We start from the raw sequence: 17,229 nt of genomic DNA, 5'->3' as shown, positions 1-17,229 counted from the left end.
CGTACGTCAGGATCAAGCCCATGGACCTGCTGAACACGCTGGTGGACAAGGGGCTGCGGCGCGAACTGCCGACCCGTGACGAGGCTCTCGCCGTGCTGGCGACCTCCGACGACGAACTGCTCGACGTGGTGGCCGCGGCCGGAAAGGTGCGACGCCAGTGGTTCGGGCGCCGCGTCAAGCTGAACTACCTGGTGAACCTGAAGTCCGGGCTCTGCCCGGAGGACTGCTCCTACTGCTCGCAGCGGCTCGGCTCCAAGGCCGAGATCCTCAAGTACACCTGGCTGAAACCGGACCAGGCGACGAAGGCCGCCGCCGCTGGTGTGGCGGGCGGCGCGAAGCGGGTCTGCCTGGTGGCGAGCGGCCGTGGGCCGACCGACCGGGACGTGGACCGGGTGTCTCGGACGATCGAAGCCATCAAGGAGCAGCACGAAGGCGTCGAGGTGTGCGCCTGCCTCGGTCTGCTGTCGGAGGGCCAGGCCGACCGGCTCCGGTCGGCGGGCGCCGACGCGTACAACCACAACCTCAACACCTCGGAGGGGACGTACGGGGACATCACGACCACCCACACGTACGCCGACCGGGTGGACACCGTGCAGCAGGCCCAGGCTGCCGGTCTGTCGGCCTGTTCCGGTCTGATCGCCGGGATGGGCGAGTCCGACGCCGATCTGGTGGACGTCGTCTTCTCGCTGCGCGCGCTCGACCCCGATTCGGTGCCGGTGAACTTCCTGATCCCCATGGAGGGGACACCGCTCGCGAAGAAGTGGCACCTCACGCCCCAGCGGTGCCTGCGCATCCTGGCGATGGTCAGGTTCGTCTGTCCTGACGTCGAGGTACGGCTCGCGGGCGGGCGCGAGGTCCACCTGCGCTCGATGCAGCCGCTCGCCCTGAACCTGGTCAACTCCATCTTCCTGGGTGACTATCTGACCAGTGAGGGACAGTCCGGCCAGACCGACCTCGACATGATCGCGGACGCCGGGTTCGAGGTGGAGGGCGCGGGGACGACCACGCTGCCCGAGCACCGCGCGCAGCCGGCCGGCGGCTGCGGATCACACGACGGGGGCTGCGCTCCGTGCGGTGACGCGGCGGGGAGCGTTCCGGCCACATCGGAGACGGTGGGGGTGCCTGCGGCTCAGGCGACGGAAGCCGTCGCTGCACGCACGGACCTGGTGGCGGTACGCCGTCGTGGTGCGGGGACGGATCTCGCCCCCAATGCCTGATCCGCTCCGCCCCGCCGACCTCCTCGCCCTGGACCGGGCCCATGTCTGGCACCCCTACGGCCCGATGCCCGGGCGGCAGGAGCCGCTGGTCGTGGAGTCCGCGTCCGGTGTCCGCCTCCGGCTCGCCGAAGCCGCGGAGGGGCAGGCGGAATTGGTGGACGGTATGTCCTCCTGGTGGTCGGCGGTCCATGGTTACAACCATCCGGTCCTCAACGAGGCGGCCCGCGGGCAGCTGGACCGGATGAGCCACGTGATGTTCGGCGGGCTCACCCACGAGCCCGCCGTCCGGCTCGCGACCCGGCTGGTGGAGATCACCCCGGAGCCGCTGCGGCACGTCTTCCTCGCCGACTCCGGCTCCGTCGCGGTCGAGGTCGCGGTGAAGATGTGCCTGCAGTACTGGCGTTCGATAGGCCGGCCGGGCAAGCACCGGCTGCTGACCTGGCGCGGCGGCTACCACGGGGACACCTGGCAGCCGATGTCGGTGTGTGACCCCGAGGGCGGGATGCACGAGCTGTGGTCCGGCGCCCTCCCCCGGCAGGTCTTCGCGGACGCGCCACCGGACGGTTTCGACGCCGAGCCGGACGTCGCGTACGTGACGCACCTGCGCGAGCTGGTGGCCGCCCACGCCGACGAACTGGCGGCGGTGATCGTGGAGCCGGTGGTCCAGGGTGCGGGCGGGATGCGCTTCCACTCGCCCGCCTATCTGCGGGTGCTCCGCGAGGTCTGCGACGCCCACGACGTCCTGCTCGTGTTCGACGAGATCGCGACGGGCTTCGGCCGCACCGGCAAGCTGTTCGCCGCCGGGCACGCCGGGGTCTCGCCGGACGTGATGTGTGTCGGCAAGGCTCTGACCGGTGGCTATCTGACGCTTGCGGCGACGCTGTGTACGTCGCGGGTGGCAGAGGGCATATCGAGCGGAGAGGTGCCGGTACTGGCGCACGGGCCCACGTTCATGGGGAACCCGCTGGCGTCGGCGGTGGCCTGCGCCTCCGTCGACCTCCTCCTGGGTCAGGACTGGGAGCGGGAGGTGGAGCGGATCGGCGGCGGCCTGCGGCGCGGCCTGGCCGAGGCCGTGGAACTGCCGGGCGTGCAGGACGTCCGGGTGCTGGGCGCGATCGGGGTCGTACAGCTGGACCACGAGGTGGACATGGCGGCGGCCACCCGGGCGGCGGTGCGGGAGGGCGTGTGGCTGCGCCCGTTCCGCGATCTCGTGTACACGATGCCGCCCTATGTGACCGGTGACGACGATGTGGCACGAATCTGCCGGGCCGTGTGCGCGGCGGCGAAGGAAGGCTGAGATGACGATCCTGGTGGTGACCGGTACGGGCACCGAGATCGGCAAGACGATCGTGACGGCGGCGCTGGCAGCGGCCGGCCGGGACCGCCGTGTCGCGGTGCTCAAGCCCGCCCAGACCGGGCTCGGTCCGGGCGAGGCGGGCGATGCCGCGGAGGTGGCCCGGCTGGCCGGGGCCCATGTGACAGCGGTCGAACTGGCCCGGTTCCCCGAGCCGTTGGCACCCGAGACCGCAGCGCGCCGCGCCGGCCTCGCCCCCGTACGCCCGTACGAGATCGCAGATGCCGCGCAGAAGCTGGCGACCGAGCACGATCTGGTGCTGGTCGAGGGCGCGGGCGGGTTGCTGGTGCGCTTCGACGAACAGGGGGCCACGCTCGCGGACGCCGCACGGCTGATGGCCGCGCCCGTGCTGGTCGTGGCCCCTGCGGGCCTGGGCACACTCAACGCCACGGCTCTGACGACGGAGGCCCTGCGGGCGCGCGGACTCGTCTGCCCCGGCGTGGTGGTGGGCAGCATGCCGGCCGAGCCCGACCTGGCGTCACGGTGCAATGTCGAGGACCTGCCGGTGGCGGCGGGTGTGCCGCTCCTGGGTGCGGTTCCGGCCGGAGCAGGCGCGCTGGCCCCCGCCGACTTCCGTGCGAGAGCGGCGAGTTGGCTCGCGCCCGAACTCGGCGGAAACCGGGTCGGTGGATGAGCGGCTGAGCGGGCCCGTACGGGGGAGAATGCAGGAGGAGCGGTATCCCCCTGCGTGAAGGAGGCCCCTCATGAGCCGGCGCAACACGAGAACCCCGCGGGACGCGGTGCACCACCCCGTGTTCGCCCGCTTCTACGCCAGGATGAGCGTGGCCGCCGACCTCAAGGGCGGCATCGCGGCTCATCGTGAGGAGCTCCTCTCCGGTCTCTCCGGACGGGTCATCGAGATCGGCGCGGGCAACGGCCTCAACTTCGCGCACTACTCGGGTGCCGTATCGGAAGTGGTGGCGATCGAGCCCGAGCGGAACCTGCGCCGGCTGGCGGCGGACGCCGCGCTGCGTGCGGAGGTGCCGGTCGATGTGGTGCCTGGCACCGCGGAGGCGCTGCCGGTCAAGAGCGAGGCCTTCGACGCGGCGGTGGCATCGCTGGTCCTGTGCACCGTACGGGACCTCCCCCGGGCCCTGGCGGAGATCAAGCGGGTGCTCAGGCCGGGGGGCGAGCTGCGCTTCTTCGAGCACACCCTGGCGGAGGGCCGGGCGCTGGCGACGGCACAGCGCGCGGTGGACCGCACTTTCTGGCCCCTGTTCTTCGGGGGCTGCCACACGTCACGCGACACGATCACGGCTCTGGAGGAGGCGGGCTTCGAGCTGGGGATGTACCGCAGGTTCCGCATCCCCGAGCACGGCGTGCAGCTGCCGACCACCCCGTGCGTGCTGGGCGTGGCCAGGCGGTCCGCAGTGGTGGACCGGTCGGACCCGACCCACTAGAGCGAGGGTCGGGCTCCCTCGGCGGATGCCTTGCGGCCGCCCTCACGGGTGCCCGTCAGAGCGGTGCGGGCACCGTCACAGGCTCCAGACGGTGCGGGCTCCGTCACAGGCTCCAGCGGCGGAGTTCGTCCGCGATGGCCCTGACATCCGCCTTTCCCTCCTTCACGAGCCGCGCGAGATCGCGGACCTGCTCGGGCGAGGTGATGATCTTCAGTCCTGAGGCGACGAGATAGCCGTAGGCGACGGCGGAGGCGAACATCGCGTTCGAGTGTTCGAGCGCGGGCACGTGGAGAAGCAGCTGCAACAGGGCAGCCGCCCGGGAGTGCGGGTCGCTGTAGACGGGGCTGCCGAAGATCTCTGCCTCGTGCCGGCTGACAGCGGCGACCAGCGCGCCCCAGTCGACGACCTGTGGATCACCGGGCGTCTTGTGCTCGGCGACCATGAGCAGCCAGGAAAGGTCGATCTGCAGGTTCAACGGGTGCCTTTGCGCTCCGTGCCGAACTCCTCGGCGAACACCGACTCGTACTGCTTCATGAAGTCGGCCGCGGCCTCGACGAAGGTGTGTCCCACTTCGCCCGCATCCTGTTTGACGAGCTCCTCTATGTAACGGTTCACGCTCATCCCCCGCTGGAGGGCACGCTGTCGCGCGGCCTCGGCGGTGGCCTCGTCCACTCGAACGTTCAGCTGAGTCTTGGGCACGCCCTCACGCTAGCGCGTGCGCGCTAGCACCCGCAAGAGGAGCGGAGGCGCGTACCGTTCTCCTCACGCGGTCTGGTTGGCTCTGGCCATGACCGACCTCGAAATCCGCCACGCCACCCTTTCGGACATCGACGCCGTGCTGCGGTTCTGGCGCGAAGCCGCGGAGGGAATCAGCATCACGGACGACCGCGACGGAGTCGCCGGGCTCATCGACCGGGACCCCGAAGCCCTGCTCCTCGCCGTATGCGACGGCCGGCTCGCCGGGACGGTCATAGCGGGGTACGACGGATGGCGCTGTTCGGCCTACCGGCTCGCCGTGCATCCCGAGTTCCGCCGGCAGGGCATCGCCCGGGAGCTGATGGATGCCGCGGAGCGGCGTTTCCTCGCCCTCGGCGGGCGGCGGGTGGACGCCATGGTCCTCGAGGTCAACACTCAGGCCCATCACACATGGACAGCCGGTGGCTACCATCGCGAAGACCACTGGCGGCGCTGGGTCAAGTCCCTCTGAGCGGGTAAGGAGCTGCCAGAGGCCGTTGACCAGCCGCTCGACCTCTGCGGCAAGCCGGATTTTGCCGGTCCTTTACTATGTGATCTCGACCGTCCGACCCCTTCGAAAGGTGTGAGCGTCCGCCCATGGGCGAGCCCCCCAGTAGTAGATACCGCCGACACCGCGCGAGCCTCCTGTCCCTGCCCGATCATGGGACGGAGGTGAACCGATGACCGAAGTGCTTCTGCTTCTCGTGGCGGTACTGCTCTCCCTCGCCTGCGGCGCCTTCGTGGCGGCCGAATTCTCCTTGACCACGCTCGAGCGCAGCGACCTGGAACGGGCCGTCGAACGGGGCGAGCGGGGTGCGGCGGGGGCCCTCAAGGCCGTACGCAGCCTGACCTACCAGCTCTCGGGCGCACAGCTCGGCATCACGGTCACCAACCTGGTGGTCGGCATGCTCTCCGAGCCGTCCATCGCCAAGCTGATCCGGGGACCCGTCGAGGCGATCGGGCTGTCGCCCGGTGTGTCCTCCTCAGTGGCACTGGTGATCGGCACCGCCCTGTCCACCGTGGTCCTGATGGTGGTCGGTGAACTCGTCCCGAAGAACTGGGCGATCTCCTCCCCGCTGGCGGTCGCGAAGGTGGTCGCCACACCGCAGCGGATGTTCACGGCCGTCTTCCGGCCGTTCATCAGCCACCTCAACAACACCGCCAACCGGATCGTGCGCCGTTTCGGCCTCGAACCGGCCGAGGAGCTCGCCTCGGCGCGCAGCCCTCAGGAGCTGGTGGCCCTGGCACGTCATTCCGCGAAGGAGGGCGCGCTCGAGGCCGACACGGCCGAGCTCTTCGTCCGCACCCTCAACCTGTCCGAGCTGACCGCGGAGAACGTGATGACACCCCGCGTCCAGGTCACGGCCCTGGAGGTGCAGGCCACCGCCGAGGACGTCGCGAACGCCACCCGGGCGACCGGTCTCTCCCGCTTCCCCGTCTACCGGGGAAGCCTGGACACGGTGGTCGGTGTCGCGCACATCAAGGACGTACTGGCCATTCCGGCTGACGAGCGACCCCGTAAGCGCGTGTCGGAGATGCTGCGAGAGCCGCTGCTCGTACCCGAGACGCTGACTGTGGACCGGTTGCTGGACCGCCTCTCCGGCAAGCTCGCCATGGCGGTCGTCATCGACGAGTACGGCGGCACGGCGGGAGTCGTGACGCTGGAGGACATCGTGGAGGAAGTGGTCGGCGAGGTGCGGGACGAACACGACCCGCACGAGACCCCCGACCTGGCACCCGCCGGTGAGGACGCCGACGGCCGAACCCTGTGGTCCGCCGACGGAGCCGCCCGCACGGACCAGCTCCGCACCATCGGGCTGCGCGTCCCGGACGGGCCGTACGAGACCCTGGCAGGTCTGATCGCGACGGAGGTCGGGCGCATCCCTGTGGTCGGCGACACCATCGAGCTCACGGACTGGCGGATCGACGTGGTGGACGCCTCGGGTCATCGCGCGGCGCGCGCGTTGCTGCACGCACCGGTCGCGGTGGACGAAGAGTCGGCGGAGGCTGAGCGATGATCGCGATCCAGCTCTTCATCGGCCTCCTGACCCTGGTGGTCAACGCGTTCTTCGTCGGCGCGGAGTTCGCACTGATCTCCGTACGGCGCAGTCAGATCGAACCTGAGGCAGAGGCGGGGAACCGACGGGCGCGCAGCGTCATCTGGGGCCTCGAGCACGTCTCGGCGCTCCTCGCCGCCGCACAGCTGGGCATCACGCTCTGCACGCTGGTGCTGGGCATCGTGGCCGAGCCCGCGATCGCCCATCTGCTGGAGCCCCTGTTCGACTCGGTGGGCGTGCCGCACGGTCTGGTGCATCCGATCTCGTTCGTCATCGCCCTCACGGCGGCGACGTATCTGCACATGCTGCTGGGCGAGATGGTGCCGAAGAACATCGCGCTCGCCGAACCCGTCCGGACGGCGTTGCTGCTGGGTCCGCCTCTGGTGACCCTGGCCAGGGCGCTGCGGCCGGTGATCTTCACGATCAACGCCTTCGCGAACACCCTGCTCAAGCTCCTGCGGGTGGAGACGAAGGACGAGGTCGCTGCGACGTTCTCCGACGACGAACTGGCACGGCTCGTCAAGGACGCCGAGGACTCGGGGCTCGTCGACGACCGCTCGGCGGACCGGCTGCGCCATGCGCTGGAACTGGGCCGCCGACCGGTCAGGGACGTGCTCCTGCCGGTCGACCGGGTGCTCTACACCAGGGTCGGGACGACTCCGGAGGAGTTGGAGCGGCTCTCGCACGAGTCCGGCTTCTCCCGCTTCCCGGTGATGGACAGCGAGCAGCGGATCATCGGCTACCTGCATGTGAAGGACGCCCTGGACGCTGCGCCCCGCGATCTCCCGTTCCCGGTGACCGCTCTGCGGCCGATCGCACGGGTACGCGCGGCAACGCCGCTGGACGACGTGCTGACCGCTCTGCGGCGGAGCCGTACGCATCTCGCGGCCGTGCTGGACGAGGACGGCCGCCTGGCCGGCATGATCACGATGGAGGACGTCCTGCGTGAGCTGGTGGGCAGGCCCCAGAACCGCTGACTAGCGGCGTGACGACGGAGAGGGGCGCGGCCGCGGTCGCGTCCCTCTCCATCGTCTGCGAGGGCAGCGGTTTCCCGTCGTCTGCGAGGGCGGCGGCTTTCCGGTCGTCTGCGAGAGCGCGGTTTCCCCGCCGTCTGCGAGAGCGCGGTTTTCCCGTCGTCTGCGAGGGCGCGGTTATCCCAGCGGTCCCCCATCCTGGCCCTCCGTCGAGCCGTCATGCCCGGATGACCCTCAGGTGACCCCACCCGCCGACGGCCTCTGCCCCGAGCCGGTCCCTTCACGTATGGGCCTCGGGGCCCGTCGCGGTACGATCGGCAGCGACATGGAATTGAATGCCTCCTACACCAGTCTCGTCGCGGTCGGCGACTCGTTCACCGAGGGCATGTCGGACCTGCTGCCCGACGGTTCCTACCGCGGGTGGGCCGATGTCCTCGCCTCCCGGCTCGCGGCCCGCACACCGGGATTCCGGTACGCCAACCTTGCCGTGCGGGGAAAGCTCATCAGCCAGATCGTGGACGAGCAGGTCGCCGTCGCAGCGGCTCTGCAGCCGGATGTGATCACGCTCGTCGGCGGGCTGAACGACACGCTTCGGCCCAAGTGCGACATGGGCATGGTGCGGGACCGGCTGGAGGAGGCCGTGGAGCGGCTGGCTCCGTCCTGCAAGACCTTGGTGCTGATGCGCAGCCCTGGCAGGAACGGCCCTGTGATGGAGCGCTTCCGCCCGCGCATGGAGGAGCTGTTCTCGCTGGTGGGCGATCTGGCCGAGCGCCACGGCGCGCTGGTGGCCGACCTGTACGGCGTGCCCTCGCTGGGCGACCCACGGATGTGGGACGTCGACCGGCTGCACCTGACGGCCGAGGGGCATCGCAGGGTCGCCGAGGCCGTCTGGCAGACGCTGGGGCTGCCGGCGGAGGACGACTGGCGGGTTCCCATGCCCGTGACCCCGCCCGCGCGGTGGGCTCAGCGACGGGTCGAGGACATCCGCTTCGCCCGGCAGCACCTGGTGCCCTGGATCGCGCGGCGGCTCACCGGGCGCTCGTCCGGTGACGGGCGCGCCGGAGCGCAGTTCGACGCGGCCCTCGGAAAGGCTTTCTGGATCACCCCCGGGGACGCGACGGCTCCCGGGCCGGTGACGGGCTGGCGTCGGCTGGACAGCTGACGCCGACCCGGTCGCGAGCCCTCGCCGACAGCGCGCGGGAACCGGCCGCCGGCCGCCGACGACTGTTCTCACTACTGCCGCCTGCGGCTCACTGCCGCTGCTTGCTGTCGGCCGTCCGGCCGGGCCTTTCGCTCCGCCGGTAGGCCTGAGCCGGTCGTTCCACGACCGGCGCTTCATGCCCGGCGGCACTGCGCGGACCGGGCGGGACCGGCGTGCGGAACGGGCGGGACCAGCGTGCGGAACGGACGGGACCAGCGTGCGGACCAGAGCAGCCCCGGGCCTGCGACCAGGGCGGACCAGGGCTTGCGATCAGGGCTGACCAGGGCTTGTAGGAACGCACAGACCGGCCCGCGGCGCGGACCTGCAGAAACCGCCAGTAGAATCCGGACACGTGACTGCTGTGTCTGCGAAGCCTCGCATCCCCAATGTCCTGGCCGGCCGCTATGCCTCTACGGAGCTGGCCGTCCTCTGGTCCCCCGAGCAGAAGGTGAAGCTGGAACGTCAGCTGTGGCTGGCGGTGCTGCGCGCTCAGAAGGACCTCGGCATCGAGGTGCCCGACGCCGCGCTGGCCGACTACGAGCGTGTGATCGACCAGGTCGACCTTGCTTCCATCGCGGAGCGCGAGAAGGTCACCCGGCACGACGTGAAGGCCCGGATCGAGGAGTTCAACGCCCTCGCCGGCCACGAGCAGGTCCACAAGGGCATGACCTCCCGGGACCTGACCGAGAACGTCGAGCAGTTGCAGATCCGGCTCTCGCTGGAGCTGATGCGCGACCGCACCGTGGCCGTTCTGGCGCGGCTCGGCAAGCTGTCGGCGGAGTACCGCGAGCTGGTCATCGCAGGCCGTTCACACAATGTCGCCGCTCAGGCGACGACACTCGGCAAGCGCTTCGCGACCGCGGCGGACGAGCTGCTGGTGGCGTACGGGCGACTGGAGGACCTCCTCGGCCGGTACCCGCTGCGCGGCATCAAGGGGCCCGTCGGCACGGCGCAGGACATGCTCGACCTGCTCGGCGGCGACGCGGGCAAGCTCGCCGAGCTGGAACAGCGCATCGCCGGTCACCTCGGCTTCGCCCACGCCTTCACCTCTGTCGGTCAGGTCTACCCCCGCTCCCTCGACTACGACGTGGTGACGGCGCTGGTGCAACTGGCCGCCGCACCGTCGTCGGTCGCCAAGACGATCCGGCTGATGGCCGGACACGAGCTGGTGACCGAGGGCTTCAAGCCGGGACAGGTCGGCTCCTCGGCCATGCCGCACAAGATGAACACGCGCTCCTGCGAGCGGGTCAACGGCCTGATGGTGATCCTGCGCGGTTACGCCTCGATGACCGGCGAGCTGGCAGGCGACCAGTGGAACGAGGGCGACGTGTCCTGTTCCGTGGTTCGCCGTGTCGCGCTGCCTGACGCCTTCTTCGCGTTCGACGGTCTGCTGGAGACCTTCCTCACCGTCCTCGACGAGTTCGGCGCGTTCCCCGCGGTCGTGGCGCGCGAGCTGGACCGCTACCTGCCCTTCCTCGCCACCACGAAGGTGCTGATGGGCGCGGTGCGGGCCGGGGTCGGCCGTGAAGTCGCCCACGAGGCCATCAAGGAGAACGCGGTCGCCTCGGCACTCGCCATGCGGGAGCAGGGCGCGGAGCGCAACGAGCTGCTGGACAAACTGGCCGCCGACGAGCGCATCCCCCTCGACCGGGCGGAGCTCGACGCTCTGATGGCCGACAAGCTGTCCTTCACCGGCGCGGCGGGCGATCAGGTCACCTCCCTGGTGGCCCGGATCGAAGAGATCGCCAAGCAGCACCCCGAAGCCGCCGGTTACACCCCCGGCTCCATCCTCTGACGGAGTTCTCCCTTTGCGGATGACGCCCGAGGAACTCCAGGCCGCTCGCGGCCGCGTCGTACCCGACGTGGCCGCGGGCGGCCTGCGCGTGTTGTTCTGCGGGATCAATCCCAGCCTCATGACCGCGGTCACGGGGCACCACTTCGCCCACCCGGGCAATCGCTTCTGGCCGGTGCTGCATCGGTCAGGTTTCACGCCCAGGCAGCTGAAACCGTCGGAACAGGACGAGCTGCTGCGATACGGCCTGGGCATCACCAACGTGGTGGCGAGGGCGACGGCGCGGGCGGATGAGCTGCACCCGGACGAGTTCCGTGAGGGCGGCAGGCTGCTGTCGGCCAAGGTGGAGGCACTCCGCCCGCGGTGGCTCGCAGTCGTCGGCGTCACTGCGTACCGCACCGCCTTCGGTGAACGCCGTGCCCCGATAGGGCCGCAGGACCGCGTCATCGGCGGGGCGAGGGTCTGGGCTCTGCCCAACCCGAGTGGCCTGAACGCCCACTGGACGGTGAGCACCATGGCGGACGAGTACGCCCGGCTGTTGGTGGCGGTCGGCCATGACTCCTCCGCCTGGACGAGCCCCACGACTTCCCGAGGCTAGCCCGAGCCTGTTGCAGCGGGACACCCCTGTGTCTGCCGCATCGAGGGTTGAGGCGTCCGGACCGCTCAGGGCGGGTCGACCACCGTCACCAGAACTCCCAACTCGCATCCCGTCCCCTCGTCCTCCGTGTGGAGCACCACTGCTATCCATCGGTCCTCCGCACGCCACAGCTGGAGGTACTCGCAGCTCGCGACCGCTTCACTCCAGGGTTCGGCTATCGCCTCGCCGGCCATCATCCGTTCCTGTGCGCTCCACAAGCTGACGACCTGCGGTTCGCCCCATCGCAGTGTGAGCAGTGTGAGCAGGGCGTCGTGTTCGGCCAGGCACCGCGCCCGGTGTTCGGCACGGTCCGCCTCGTCTCCTTCCTCTTGGCCGTCCTCGCCGTGGAGGATTGCGGTGTGGTAGCCGGGTCCGCTGACTCCCGAGCCCGACGGAAGGCGCTCAAGGGGAAAGTCCTTGGTGCGCATCCCGTCGATGAGGCGGAGGTGATGTGCGGTGGTCATACCGTCAGTAAACCGTCCCCCACTGACACATGGCCTCCCGCAGGCCGTACCCCGCGTTCCTGGAACTCCGTCGGCCGGTGTCTCGGTGTCTGGCCCCGCTGAGACGCCCTCCCCCGAAGGCCATTCAGGCGTCGCGTTTCCGAAGGGTCCACCAGCCGGCGACCAGGGCCGTGCATGTCCACCCGGAGGTCACCGCGAGCCCGGTCCACGGCCCGAGGCTTCCCGGATGCTGCCCATGGAGAATCAACTGCCCCGCACGGTCGGGTAGATACTCGGCTGCGCCTCCTGCTATGTCTCCGATCACGAAGGAGACGATCAGGATGAAGGGGATGAGCAGACTGAGCACCGCGACCGCGCTGCGCAGCACCGTCGTAAGTCCTGCCGCGAACAGCGCCATCAGCGCGAGATAGACACCGCCGCCGAATGCAGCGCGCAGCACTCCGGGATCACCCGGACCGATCGCGTACTCCCCCATGAACATCTGCCCCACCACGAGCGCGGCGAAGCTGGTGACCAACCCGACGACCAGAGCCAGTCCGCCGATCACGGCCATCTTGGCCGTGTACAAGAGGCCTCGAACCGGAACAGCCGCCAGCGATGTCCGCAACGCGCCGTTCAGGAATTCCGTCGACACCGCGGTGGCGCCGAATCCTATCGCCGCGATCTGACCGAAGTTGAGTCCGTAGAAGGCGGAGAAGAGGGGATCACTGTCCGCTTCACGCGCCTCTGACTGTCCTACGGTGGCGAACACGAGAACGGTGACGGCGAGCGTGACGGCGAAAACCGCCGCAAGCGCACCCGTGACCGACCTCAACGATTTGATTTTGATCCATTCGGACCGCACCACTGCCGTTTTCGTCAGGGTCACAGCGCTCAGGCCTCCTTGTGGCTGGTCGGCGAGGGCATCGCCGCGAACTGCGCAGAGTTCGTGGTCAGATCGAGATAGGCCTCTTCCAAGCTCGGCCGTATGTCGCTGAGTTCCAGGAGCGGGATTCCCTCCGTCGCCGCGGTGGTCCCGATCTCCTCCGCGGTGGCCCCTTCGACGGTCCAACGTCCGTCCTCGCTCTCCTCGGGCGCGTAGCCCCTGCGGACCAGGACGTTCCGCAACCGCGTGGCTTCGCTGGTCCGCAGGCGAACGGACGGCCGGCTGCGGGAGTCGAGGAAATCCTGCATAGGGAGGTCGGCGAGGAGCCGGCCTCTGCCGAGGACGATCAGGTGATCGGCGAAGGAAGCGGTCTCGTTCATCAGGTGACTGGAGACCAGGACGGTCCGGCCGTCGCGCGCCATGCTGCGCATCAGCTCGCGGATCCAGATGATCCCTTCCGGGTCCAGTCCGTTCGACGGTTCGTCCAGCATCACCACGTCCGGCTCACCGAGCAAGGCTGCTGCGATGCCGAGCCGTTGCCGCATTCCGAGCGAGAACGACTTGATCCGGCGTCGCCCGACGTCCGCGAGGCCCGTTTCCTCGAGAACCGCCTCGACCCTGCGGCTCGCTATGCCGTTGCTCGTGGCGAGCGCCAGCAAGTGATCGCGAGCGGTGCGCGAGCCGTGTGCCGCACGGGCGTCGAGCAGAGCACCGACGCGGCGCAGCGGGTCGGCCAGCGATGTGTAGGGCCGGCCCGCGATCGTGGCTGTGCCGGCTGTGGGTCTGTCCAGTCCGAGCACGAGCCGCATGGTGCTCGACTTGCCCGCGCCGTTGGGGCCCAGAAAGCCCGTGACCCGTCCAGGCCTCACGGTGAAGGTGAGCCTGTCCACGGCACGTGTGCGGCCGTAATCCTTGGTGAGTGCCTGTACGTCGATGCTGGTCATGAATCGAGCATGGCTCTCGCCCCGCACCCGTGGCCTCCCTCCTCCGAGGGGATCGTCTCCCTCGGAGGAGGGAGCCGCTCACCGCCGGACGCTGACACGATGGCGGTCATGCGCCACTTTCTCGGACCGATCGCAGCGCCTGTCACCTACAGCCGCTGGCTGCATCTGCTCATCCCGGGTGCCGTCGTCAGCGTGTGGTTGTTCATTTCCATGGACACCCCGTGGGTGCCCTTCGTCCTTGCTGTGCCGGCCGGGCTGTTGCCGGTGTTCCGCCTGGCCGAGGGAGTACAGGCGCAACTACTCCTCACCCCCGCGGAGCGTGGCCGTCCCGATGCCTCGATCTCCGCCGCACCCAGCGCCACGTGGGCGGAGCGCTGGCGCACCGTGGCCTGGCTCCAGGTGCGGCTGCTGCTCGCCACAGCAGCCGGGTTCGCGACCGTATGGCTGCCTGCGACGACCTTCGACCTGGTCTGCGCCGCGGCGGGGGCAGGCACAGACATGGACTGGGTGGCCGGCCTGTTTCCGGCCCGATGGCTGTACTGGCCGGTCGCGCCGCTTCCGGTCCTGGTACTGCTCGGGTTGATCGTCCTGTGCGGTGAAGTGGCCACGGCTGCGGCCCGAGGGCTGCTGGGGCCGTCACCGGCCGAGCGGCTCACCGCGTTGGAGGAGCGCACGGAGCAGTTGCTGGAACGCAACCGGATAGCGCGCGAACTGCACGATTCGATCGGGCATGCCCTGACGGTCGCGGTGGTGCAGGCAGGGGCCGCCCGGACCGCGGGCGATCCGGATTTCACCGCGCGCGCACTCGCCGCCATCGAGGAGACGGGGCGCAACGCCCTGGACGATCTCGAACGTGTCCTGGGGGTGTTGCGGGAATCGGGCCCCGCCGCCAGCAGGCGTCCGACCCTGGTCGAGGCTGATCGGCTACTGGAATCGGCCCGCGGTTCCGGGGCGAAGATCGACGTCGCGATGACGGGCCCGCTGGAGCTGGTGCCCGGCCCCGTCTCCCGGGAGGGGTACCGAATCCTGCAGGAGTCGCTGACCAATGTGCTCCGTCATGCCGGCGCTGTTCCCGTACGGGTGAGGCTCGCCGTGGTGCGCGAACGGCTGGAGCTGGAGGTGACCAACCCTCTCGGCGGGTCCCCGCACAGCAGGGGCGGCGGCAGCGGGCTGAGAGGCATACGGGAGCGGGCCGCGCTACTGGGCGGCGAAGCCGTGACCGGACCGTACGAAGGGGAATGGAGGGTGCACGTGAGCCTACCGATGGACCACATACGCTGACCGGATGCCGGTTACCGTTCTTCTCGTCGACGACGAACCCCTCGTGCGTGCTGGACTGCGCGCGGTCCTGGAGGCGCAGCCCGACATCGAGGTGGTGGGTGAGGCCGCCGACGGTGCTGCGGTGATCCCCCTGGTGCGCCAACTGCGCCCCGACGTCGTGGCGATGGATGTGCGCATGCCCCTCATGGACGGCATCGAAGCGACCAGGGCGGTTCTGCGCACCGTGACCGACCCACCGAAGATCCTGGTGGTGACGACGTTCGAGAACGACGAATACGTCTACGAGGCCCTGCGCGCCGGTGCGGACGGATTTCTGCTCAAGCGGGCCCGGCCGACCGAGATCGTGCATGCGGTGCGGCTGGTGGCGGAGGGCGAGTCGCTGTTGTTCCCCGCTGCGGTCCGGCAGCTTGCCGCGGATTACGGCACGACCGAGGCGCGGGCAGCGATGGACCGAGCTGCGCTCACGGAGCGTGAAGCGGGGGTGCTGCGTCTGATGGCGCAAGGGCTGTCCAACGCGGAGATCGCCGCGCAGCTCGTCGTCGGCGTGGAGACGGTGAAGACCCATGTCAGAGCGGTGCTGGCGAAGTTGGGAGCCCGGGACCGCACGCAGGCGGTCATCGCCGCCTATGAGTCCGGCTTCGTGGCTCCCCGCTGAGCCGAGGCCCCACACGGCGCCATGGCTCGCTCCGCTTGCCATTGTGCGGGGGCCGGTCGCCGCAGTGGGGACCAGCGAGTACGATCCGGCAGACACGCGCACGACCTGGGAGGACACACCGTGAGTCGGCTGACCGGTGGGGACCCGTCTCTGCTGCGGCGGATCAATTCCGCTGTGGTGCTGCACGCCCTGCGAGGGGCTGACTCACCCACGCTCACCGACCTGACCCGGATCACAGGTCTGTCGCGCCCCACGGTCGAAGGCGTCGTGGAAGGGCTCTTCGCCGCCGGTCTGGTGGTCGAGGCTCTGCCCGACGAGAGCGGCACCCGGCGGCAGGGGCGTCCCGCCCGGCGGTTCAGGTTTCGTGCGGAGGCCGGCTATCTCCTGGGCGTCGAGATCGGCCCGCACCGGGTCTCCGCTCTCCTGTCCGGGCTGGACGGCCGGATCATCGGCGCGGGGTCGCGTGACGTCTCCGAGACGGCCTGCGCGGACGACCGGCTCGACTCGGTCCGAGCCATGATCGCCGATGTGCTGCGTCGCGCCGGGGTGCAGCGGAGCAGCCTGCGGGCGGTCGGGGTGGGCAGTCCGGGCATCGTCGAGGCGGACGGGACCGTCCGGCTCGGTACCGCGCTGCCGGACTGGACCGGCCTCGCGCTCGGCGACAGACTGCGGCGGTCCTTCCGATGTCCGGTCCTGGTGGAGAACGACGCCAACGCGGCAGCGGTGGCCGAGCACTGGAAGGGAGCCGCTACCGAGTCCGACGACATCGTCTTCGTCCTGGCGGGTCTCAGTCCGGGCGCCGGATCGCTGATCGGCGGGCGGCTGCACCGCGGGTTCGGCGGTGCGGCCGGGGAGATCGGCGCGCTGCACCTGCTCGGCCGCGATGTCACTCCGGAACATCTGCTCTCGACGACGGACACCCCGCTGGACCCTCTGGACGAGCAGGCCGTGGCCGCCGTGTTCGCCAAGGCCAAGCACGGGGACGCCGGGGCACAGGCCGCGGTCGCTAGGTTCATCCAGCGGCTGGTGCACGATGTGGCCGCTCTGGCGCTGGCGCTCGACCCGGAGCTCGTCGTGGTCGGAGGGTGGGCCGCCGGCCTGGACGGTGTCCTCGATCCGCTCCGCGACGAACTCGCCCGCTACTGCCTGCGTCCCCCTCGGGTGGCCCTGTCGCTCCTGGGAGAGGCCGCCGTCGCCACAGGAGCACTCCGCTTGGCGCTGGATCACGTCGAGGAACAGCTCTTCGCCGTGGAGGGAACGGTGACCACCCGTCGATGAACGACGGGGGTCACGAGCTGCGGGCGGGGCGGGGACGGGGCGACGAGCGGCAGCACGGCCACGGGCTGCCGGCTGCTGAAGACGTCGGCGTGCTTACGCGAACACCTGAGGCAGGCCCGGACACGCGTGTCTACGCCGCAACTTCACCTGAGTGCCCACGGTCCGAAGGACGTTGCTGCGCAGCTCACCTGGGTGCCCTGGGCACGGAACCACACGTCCAGGCCTCAGAGCCGCCCCACGGGCCGGTCTGAAGCTGTCACGCCGGCAGGCCCAAACTGTCCAGCGGCTCGGTCTGAGAGCGGAAGGACAGTACTGGAGTATCTCGCTGCGCAGGTCCCACCTCACGTGCGAGCCGCGCGTGTGCCGTCCTCCGAC

The 17,229-nt window shown here is 70.0% G+C and carries 18 protein-coding genes; 13 read left to right on the top strand and 5 right to left on the bottom strand.

Annotated features, from left to right (window positions below; genetic code table 11):
* The first annotated feature begins 20 nt into the window (after positions 1-20).
* The 4 genes from bioB to ACFYQ6_RS21095 all read left to right on the top strand — a co-directional run bounded on the left by bioB (position 21) and on the right by ACFYQ6_RS21095 (position 3,971).
* A complete protein-coding gene (gene bioB / locus ACFYQ6_RS21110; protein WP_361584069.1) occupies positions 21-1,217 on the top strand; it encodes a biotin synthase BioB in 1,197 nt (398 codons plus the stop codon).
* Positions 1,210-2,514, top strand: a complete 1,305-nt coding sequence (locus tag ACFYQ6_RS21105; RefSeq protein ID WP_388764263.1) for an adenosylmethionine--8-amino-7-oxononanoate transaminase — start codon at positions 1,210-1,212, stop codon at positions 2,512-2,514. The genes bioB and ACFYQ6_RS21105 overlap by 8 nt, the downstream gene beginning before the upstream one ends.
* A 1-nt stretch (position 2,515) precedes the next feature.
* Positions 2,516-3,205, top strand: coding sequence for a dethiobiotin synthase (gene bioD, locus ACFYQ6_RS21100; protein WP_361584074.1), 690 nt, complete (start codon positions 2,516-2,518; stop codon positions 3,203-3,205).
* 70 nt (positions 3,206-3,275) lie between these two features.
* Entirely contained in the window at positions 3,276-3,971 is a 696-nt protein-coding gene (locus tag ACFYQ6_RS21095) for a class I SAM-dependent methyltransferase (protein WP_361584076.1), read from the top strand.
* A gap of 103 nt (positions 3,972-4,074) precedes the next feature.
* On the opposite strand, the gene ACFYQ6_RS21090 is transcribed toward ACFYQ6_RS21095, so the two are convergent.
* Both ACFYQ6_RS21090 and ACFYQ6_RS21085 read right to left on the bottom strand, forming a co-directional pair.
* Positions 4,075-4,446, bottom strand: a complete 372-nt coding sequence (locus tag ACFYQ6_RS21090; protein ID WP_361584079.1) for a fic family toxin-antitoxin system, toxin component — start codon at positions 4,444-4,446, stop codon at positions 4,075-4,077.
* Positions 4,443-4,670, bottom strand: coding sequence for an antitoxin (locus ACFYQ6_RS21085; protein WP_073750044.1), 228 nt, complete (start codon positions 4,668-4,670; stop codon positions 4,443-4,445). Before ACFYQ6_RS21085 ends, ACFYQ6_RS21090 begins: the two co-directional genes overlap by 4 nt.
* Positions 4,671-4,758: 88 nt before the next feature.
* Between ACFYQ6_RS21085 and ACFYQ6_RS21080 the strand changes: the two genes are divergently transcribed.
* The 6 genes from ACFYQ6_RS21080 (at position 4,759) to mug (ending at position 11,328) form a co-directional block, all read left to right on the top strand.
* The gene (locus ACFYQ6_RS21080) at positions 4,759-5,178 is read left to right on the top strand and encodes a GNAT family N-acetyltransferase (RefSeq protein ID WP_388764260.1); all 420 of its coding nucleotides are present in this window, start codon (positions 4,759-4,761) and stop codon (positions 5,176-5,178) included.
* A 208-nt stretch (positions 5,179-5,386) separates the two neighbouring features.
* Positions 5,387-6,724, top strand: coding sequence for a hemolysin family protein (locus ACFYQ6_RS21075; RefSeq protein WP_361584086.1), 1,338 nt, complete (start codon positions 5,387-5,389; stop codon positions 6,722-6,724).
* The gene (locus tag ACFYQ6_RS21070) at positions 6,721-7,740 is read left to right on the top strand and encodes a hemolysin family protein (RefSeq protein ID WP_356744043.1); all 1,020 of its coding nucleotides are present in this window, start codon (positions 6,721-6,723) and stop codon (positions 7,738-7,740) included. The genes ACFYQ6_RS21075 and ACFYQ6_RS21070 overlap by 4 nt, the downstream gene beginning before the upstream one ends.
* 322 nt (positions 7,741-8,062) lie before the next feature.
* A complete protein-coding gene (locus ACFYQ6_RS21065; RefSeq protein WP_361584090.1) occupies positions 8,063-8,899 on the top strand; it encodes an SGNH/GDSL hydrolase family protein in 837 nt (278 codons plus the stop codon).
* 391 nt (positions 8,900-9,290) lie between these two features.
* Complete coding sequence (gene purB / locus ACFYQ6_RS21060; RefSeq protein ID WP_356744047.1) at positions 9,291-10,733, top strand: adenylosuccinate lyase; 1,443 nt, start codon at positions 9,291-9,293, stop codon at positions 10,731-10,733.
* 19 nt (positions 10,734-10,752) lie between these two features.
* Entirely contained in the window at positions 10,753-11,328 is a 576-nt protein-coding gene (mug, locus tag ACFYQ6_RS21055; RefSeq protein ID WP_388764255.1) for a G/U mismatch-specific DNA glycosylase, read from the top strand.
* Positions 11,329-11,393: 65 nt separating this feature from the next.
* Here mug and ACFYQ6_RS21050 read toward each other — a convergent pair whose 3' ends face one another.
* The 3 genes from ACFYQ6_RS21050 to ACFYQ6_RS21040 all read right to left on the bottom strand — a co-directional run bounded on the left by ACFYQ6_RS21050 (position 11,394) and on the right by ACFYQ6_RS21040 (position 13,640).
* Complete coding sequence (locus tag ACFYQ6_RS21050) at positions 11,394-11,831, bottom strand: hypothetical protein (protein ID WP_361584097.1); 438 nt, start codon at positions 11,829-11,831, stop codon at positions 11,394-11,396.
* 124 nt (positions 11,832-11,955) lie between these two features.
* On the bottom strand, positions 11,956-12,699 hold the full coding sequence (locus tag ACFYQ6_RS21045; protein WP_361584100.1) for an ABC transporter permease: 744 nt from the start codon (positions 12,697-12,699) through the stop codon (positions 11,956-11,958).
* Between the two features lie 5 nt (positions 12,700-12,704).
* Positions 12,705-13,640 carry an ATP-binding cassette domain-containing protein gene (locus ACFYQ6_RS21040; protein ID WP_388764253.1) on the bottom strand — a complete coding sequence of 312 codons (936 nt, stop codon included), beginning with the start codon at positions 13,638-13,640 and terminating at the stop codon, positions 12,705-12,707.
* 108 nt (positions 13,641-13,748) lie between these two features.
* Here ACFYQ6_RS21040 and ACFYQ6_RS21035 point away from each other — a divergent pair, with 108 nt between their 5' ends.
* The 3 genes from ACFYQ6_RS21035 to ACFYQ6_RS21025 all read left to right on the top strand — a co-directional run bounded on the left by ACFYQ6_RS21035 (position 13,749) and on the right by ACFYQ6_RS21025 (position 16,854).
* Positions 13,749-14,921, top strand: coding sequence for a histidine kinase (locus ACFYQ6_RS21035; RefSeq protein WP_361584106.1), 1,173 nt, complete (start codon positions 13,749-13,751; stop codon positions 14,919-14,921).
* A 4-nt stretch (positions 14,922-14,925) separates the two neighbouring features.
* Positions 14,926-15,576, top strand: a complete 651-nt coding sequence (locus ACFYQ6_RS21030; protein ID WP_388764251.1) for a response regulator — start codon at positions 14,926-14,928, stop codon at positions 15,574-15,576.
* 120 nt (positions 15,577-15,696) lie between these two features.
* Positions 15,697-16,854 carry an ROK family protein gene (locus ACFYQ6_RS21025; protein WP_356744061.1) on the top strand — a complete coding sequence of 386 codons (1,158 nt, stop codon included), beginning with the start codon at positions 15,697-15,699 and terminating at the stop codon, positions 16,852-16,854.
* Positions 16,855-17,229 lie beyond the last annotated feature (375 nt).

Origin of the sequence: Streptomyces sp. NPDC005494 (assembly GCF_042872025.1) — a bacterium.
Classification (GTDB): domain Bacteria; phylum Actinomycetota; class Actinomycetes; order Streptomycetales; family Streptomycetaceae; genus Streptomyces.
Note: the sequence above shows the minus strand (reverse complement) of the source record. Positions and strands in the feature narration are given on the sequence as shown.

Excerpts from the sequence above, each read along its gene's own strand:
- bioB (WP_361584069.1), top strand. The coding sequence starts at position 21 with ATGGACCTGCTGAACACGCTGGTGGACAAGGGGCTGCGGCGCGAACTG.
- ACFYQ6_RS21105 (WP_388764263.1), top strand. The coding sequence starts at position 1,210 with ATGCCTGATCCGCTCCGCCCCGCCGACCTCCTCGCCCTGGACCGGGCC.
- bioD (WP_361584074.1), top strand. The coding sequence starts at position 2,516 with ATGACGATCCTGGTGGTGACCGGTACGGGCACCGAGATCGGCAAGACG.
- ACFYQ6_RS21095 (WP_361584076.1), top strand. The coding sequence starts at position 3,276 with ATGAGCCGGCGCAACACGAGAACCCCGCGGGACGCGGTGCACCACCCC.
- ACFYQ6_RS21080 (WP_388764260.1), top strand. The coding sequence starts at position 4,759 with ATGACCGACCTCGAAATCCGCCACGCCACCCTTTCGGACATCGACGCC.
- ACFYQ6_RS21075 (WP_361584086.1), top strand. The coding sequence starts at position 5,387 with ATGACCGAAGTGCTTCTGCTTCTCGTGGCGGTACTGCTCTCCCTCGCC.
- ACFYQ6_RS21070 (WP_356744043.1), top strand. The coding sequence starts at position 6,721 with ATGATCGCGATCCAGCTCTTCATCGGCCTCCTGACCCTGGTGGTCAAC.
- ACFYQ6_RS21065 (WP_361584090.1), top strand. The coding sequence starts at position 8,063 with ATGGAATTGAATGCCTCCTACACCAGTCTCGTCGCGGTCGGCGACTCG.
- mug (WP_388764255.1), top strand. The coding sequence starts at position 10,753 with ATGACGCCCGAGGAACTCCAGGCCGCTCGCGGCCGCGTCGTACCCGAC.
- ACFYQ6_RS21050 (WP_361584097.1), bottom strand. The coding sequence starts at position 11,831 with ATGACCACCGCACATCACCTCCGCCTCATCGACGGGATGCGCACCAAG.
- ACFYQ6_RS21040 (WP_388764253.1), bottom strand. The coding sequence starts at position 13,640 with ATGACCAGCATCGACGTACAGGCACTCACCAAGGATTACGGCCGCACA.
- ACFYQ6_RS21035 (WP_361584106.1), top strand. The coding sequence starts at position 13,749 with ATGCGCCACTTTCTCGGACCGATCGCAGCGCCTGTCACCTACAGCCGC.
- ACFYQ6_RS21030 (WP_388764251.1), top strand. The coding sequence starts at position 14,926 with ATGCCGGTTACCGTTCTTCTCGTCGACGACGAACCCCTCGTGCGTGCT.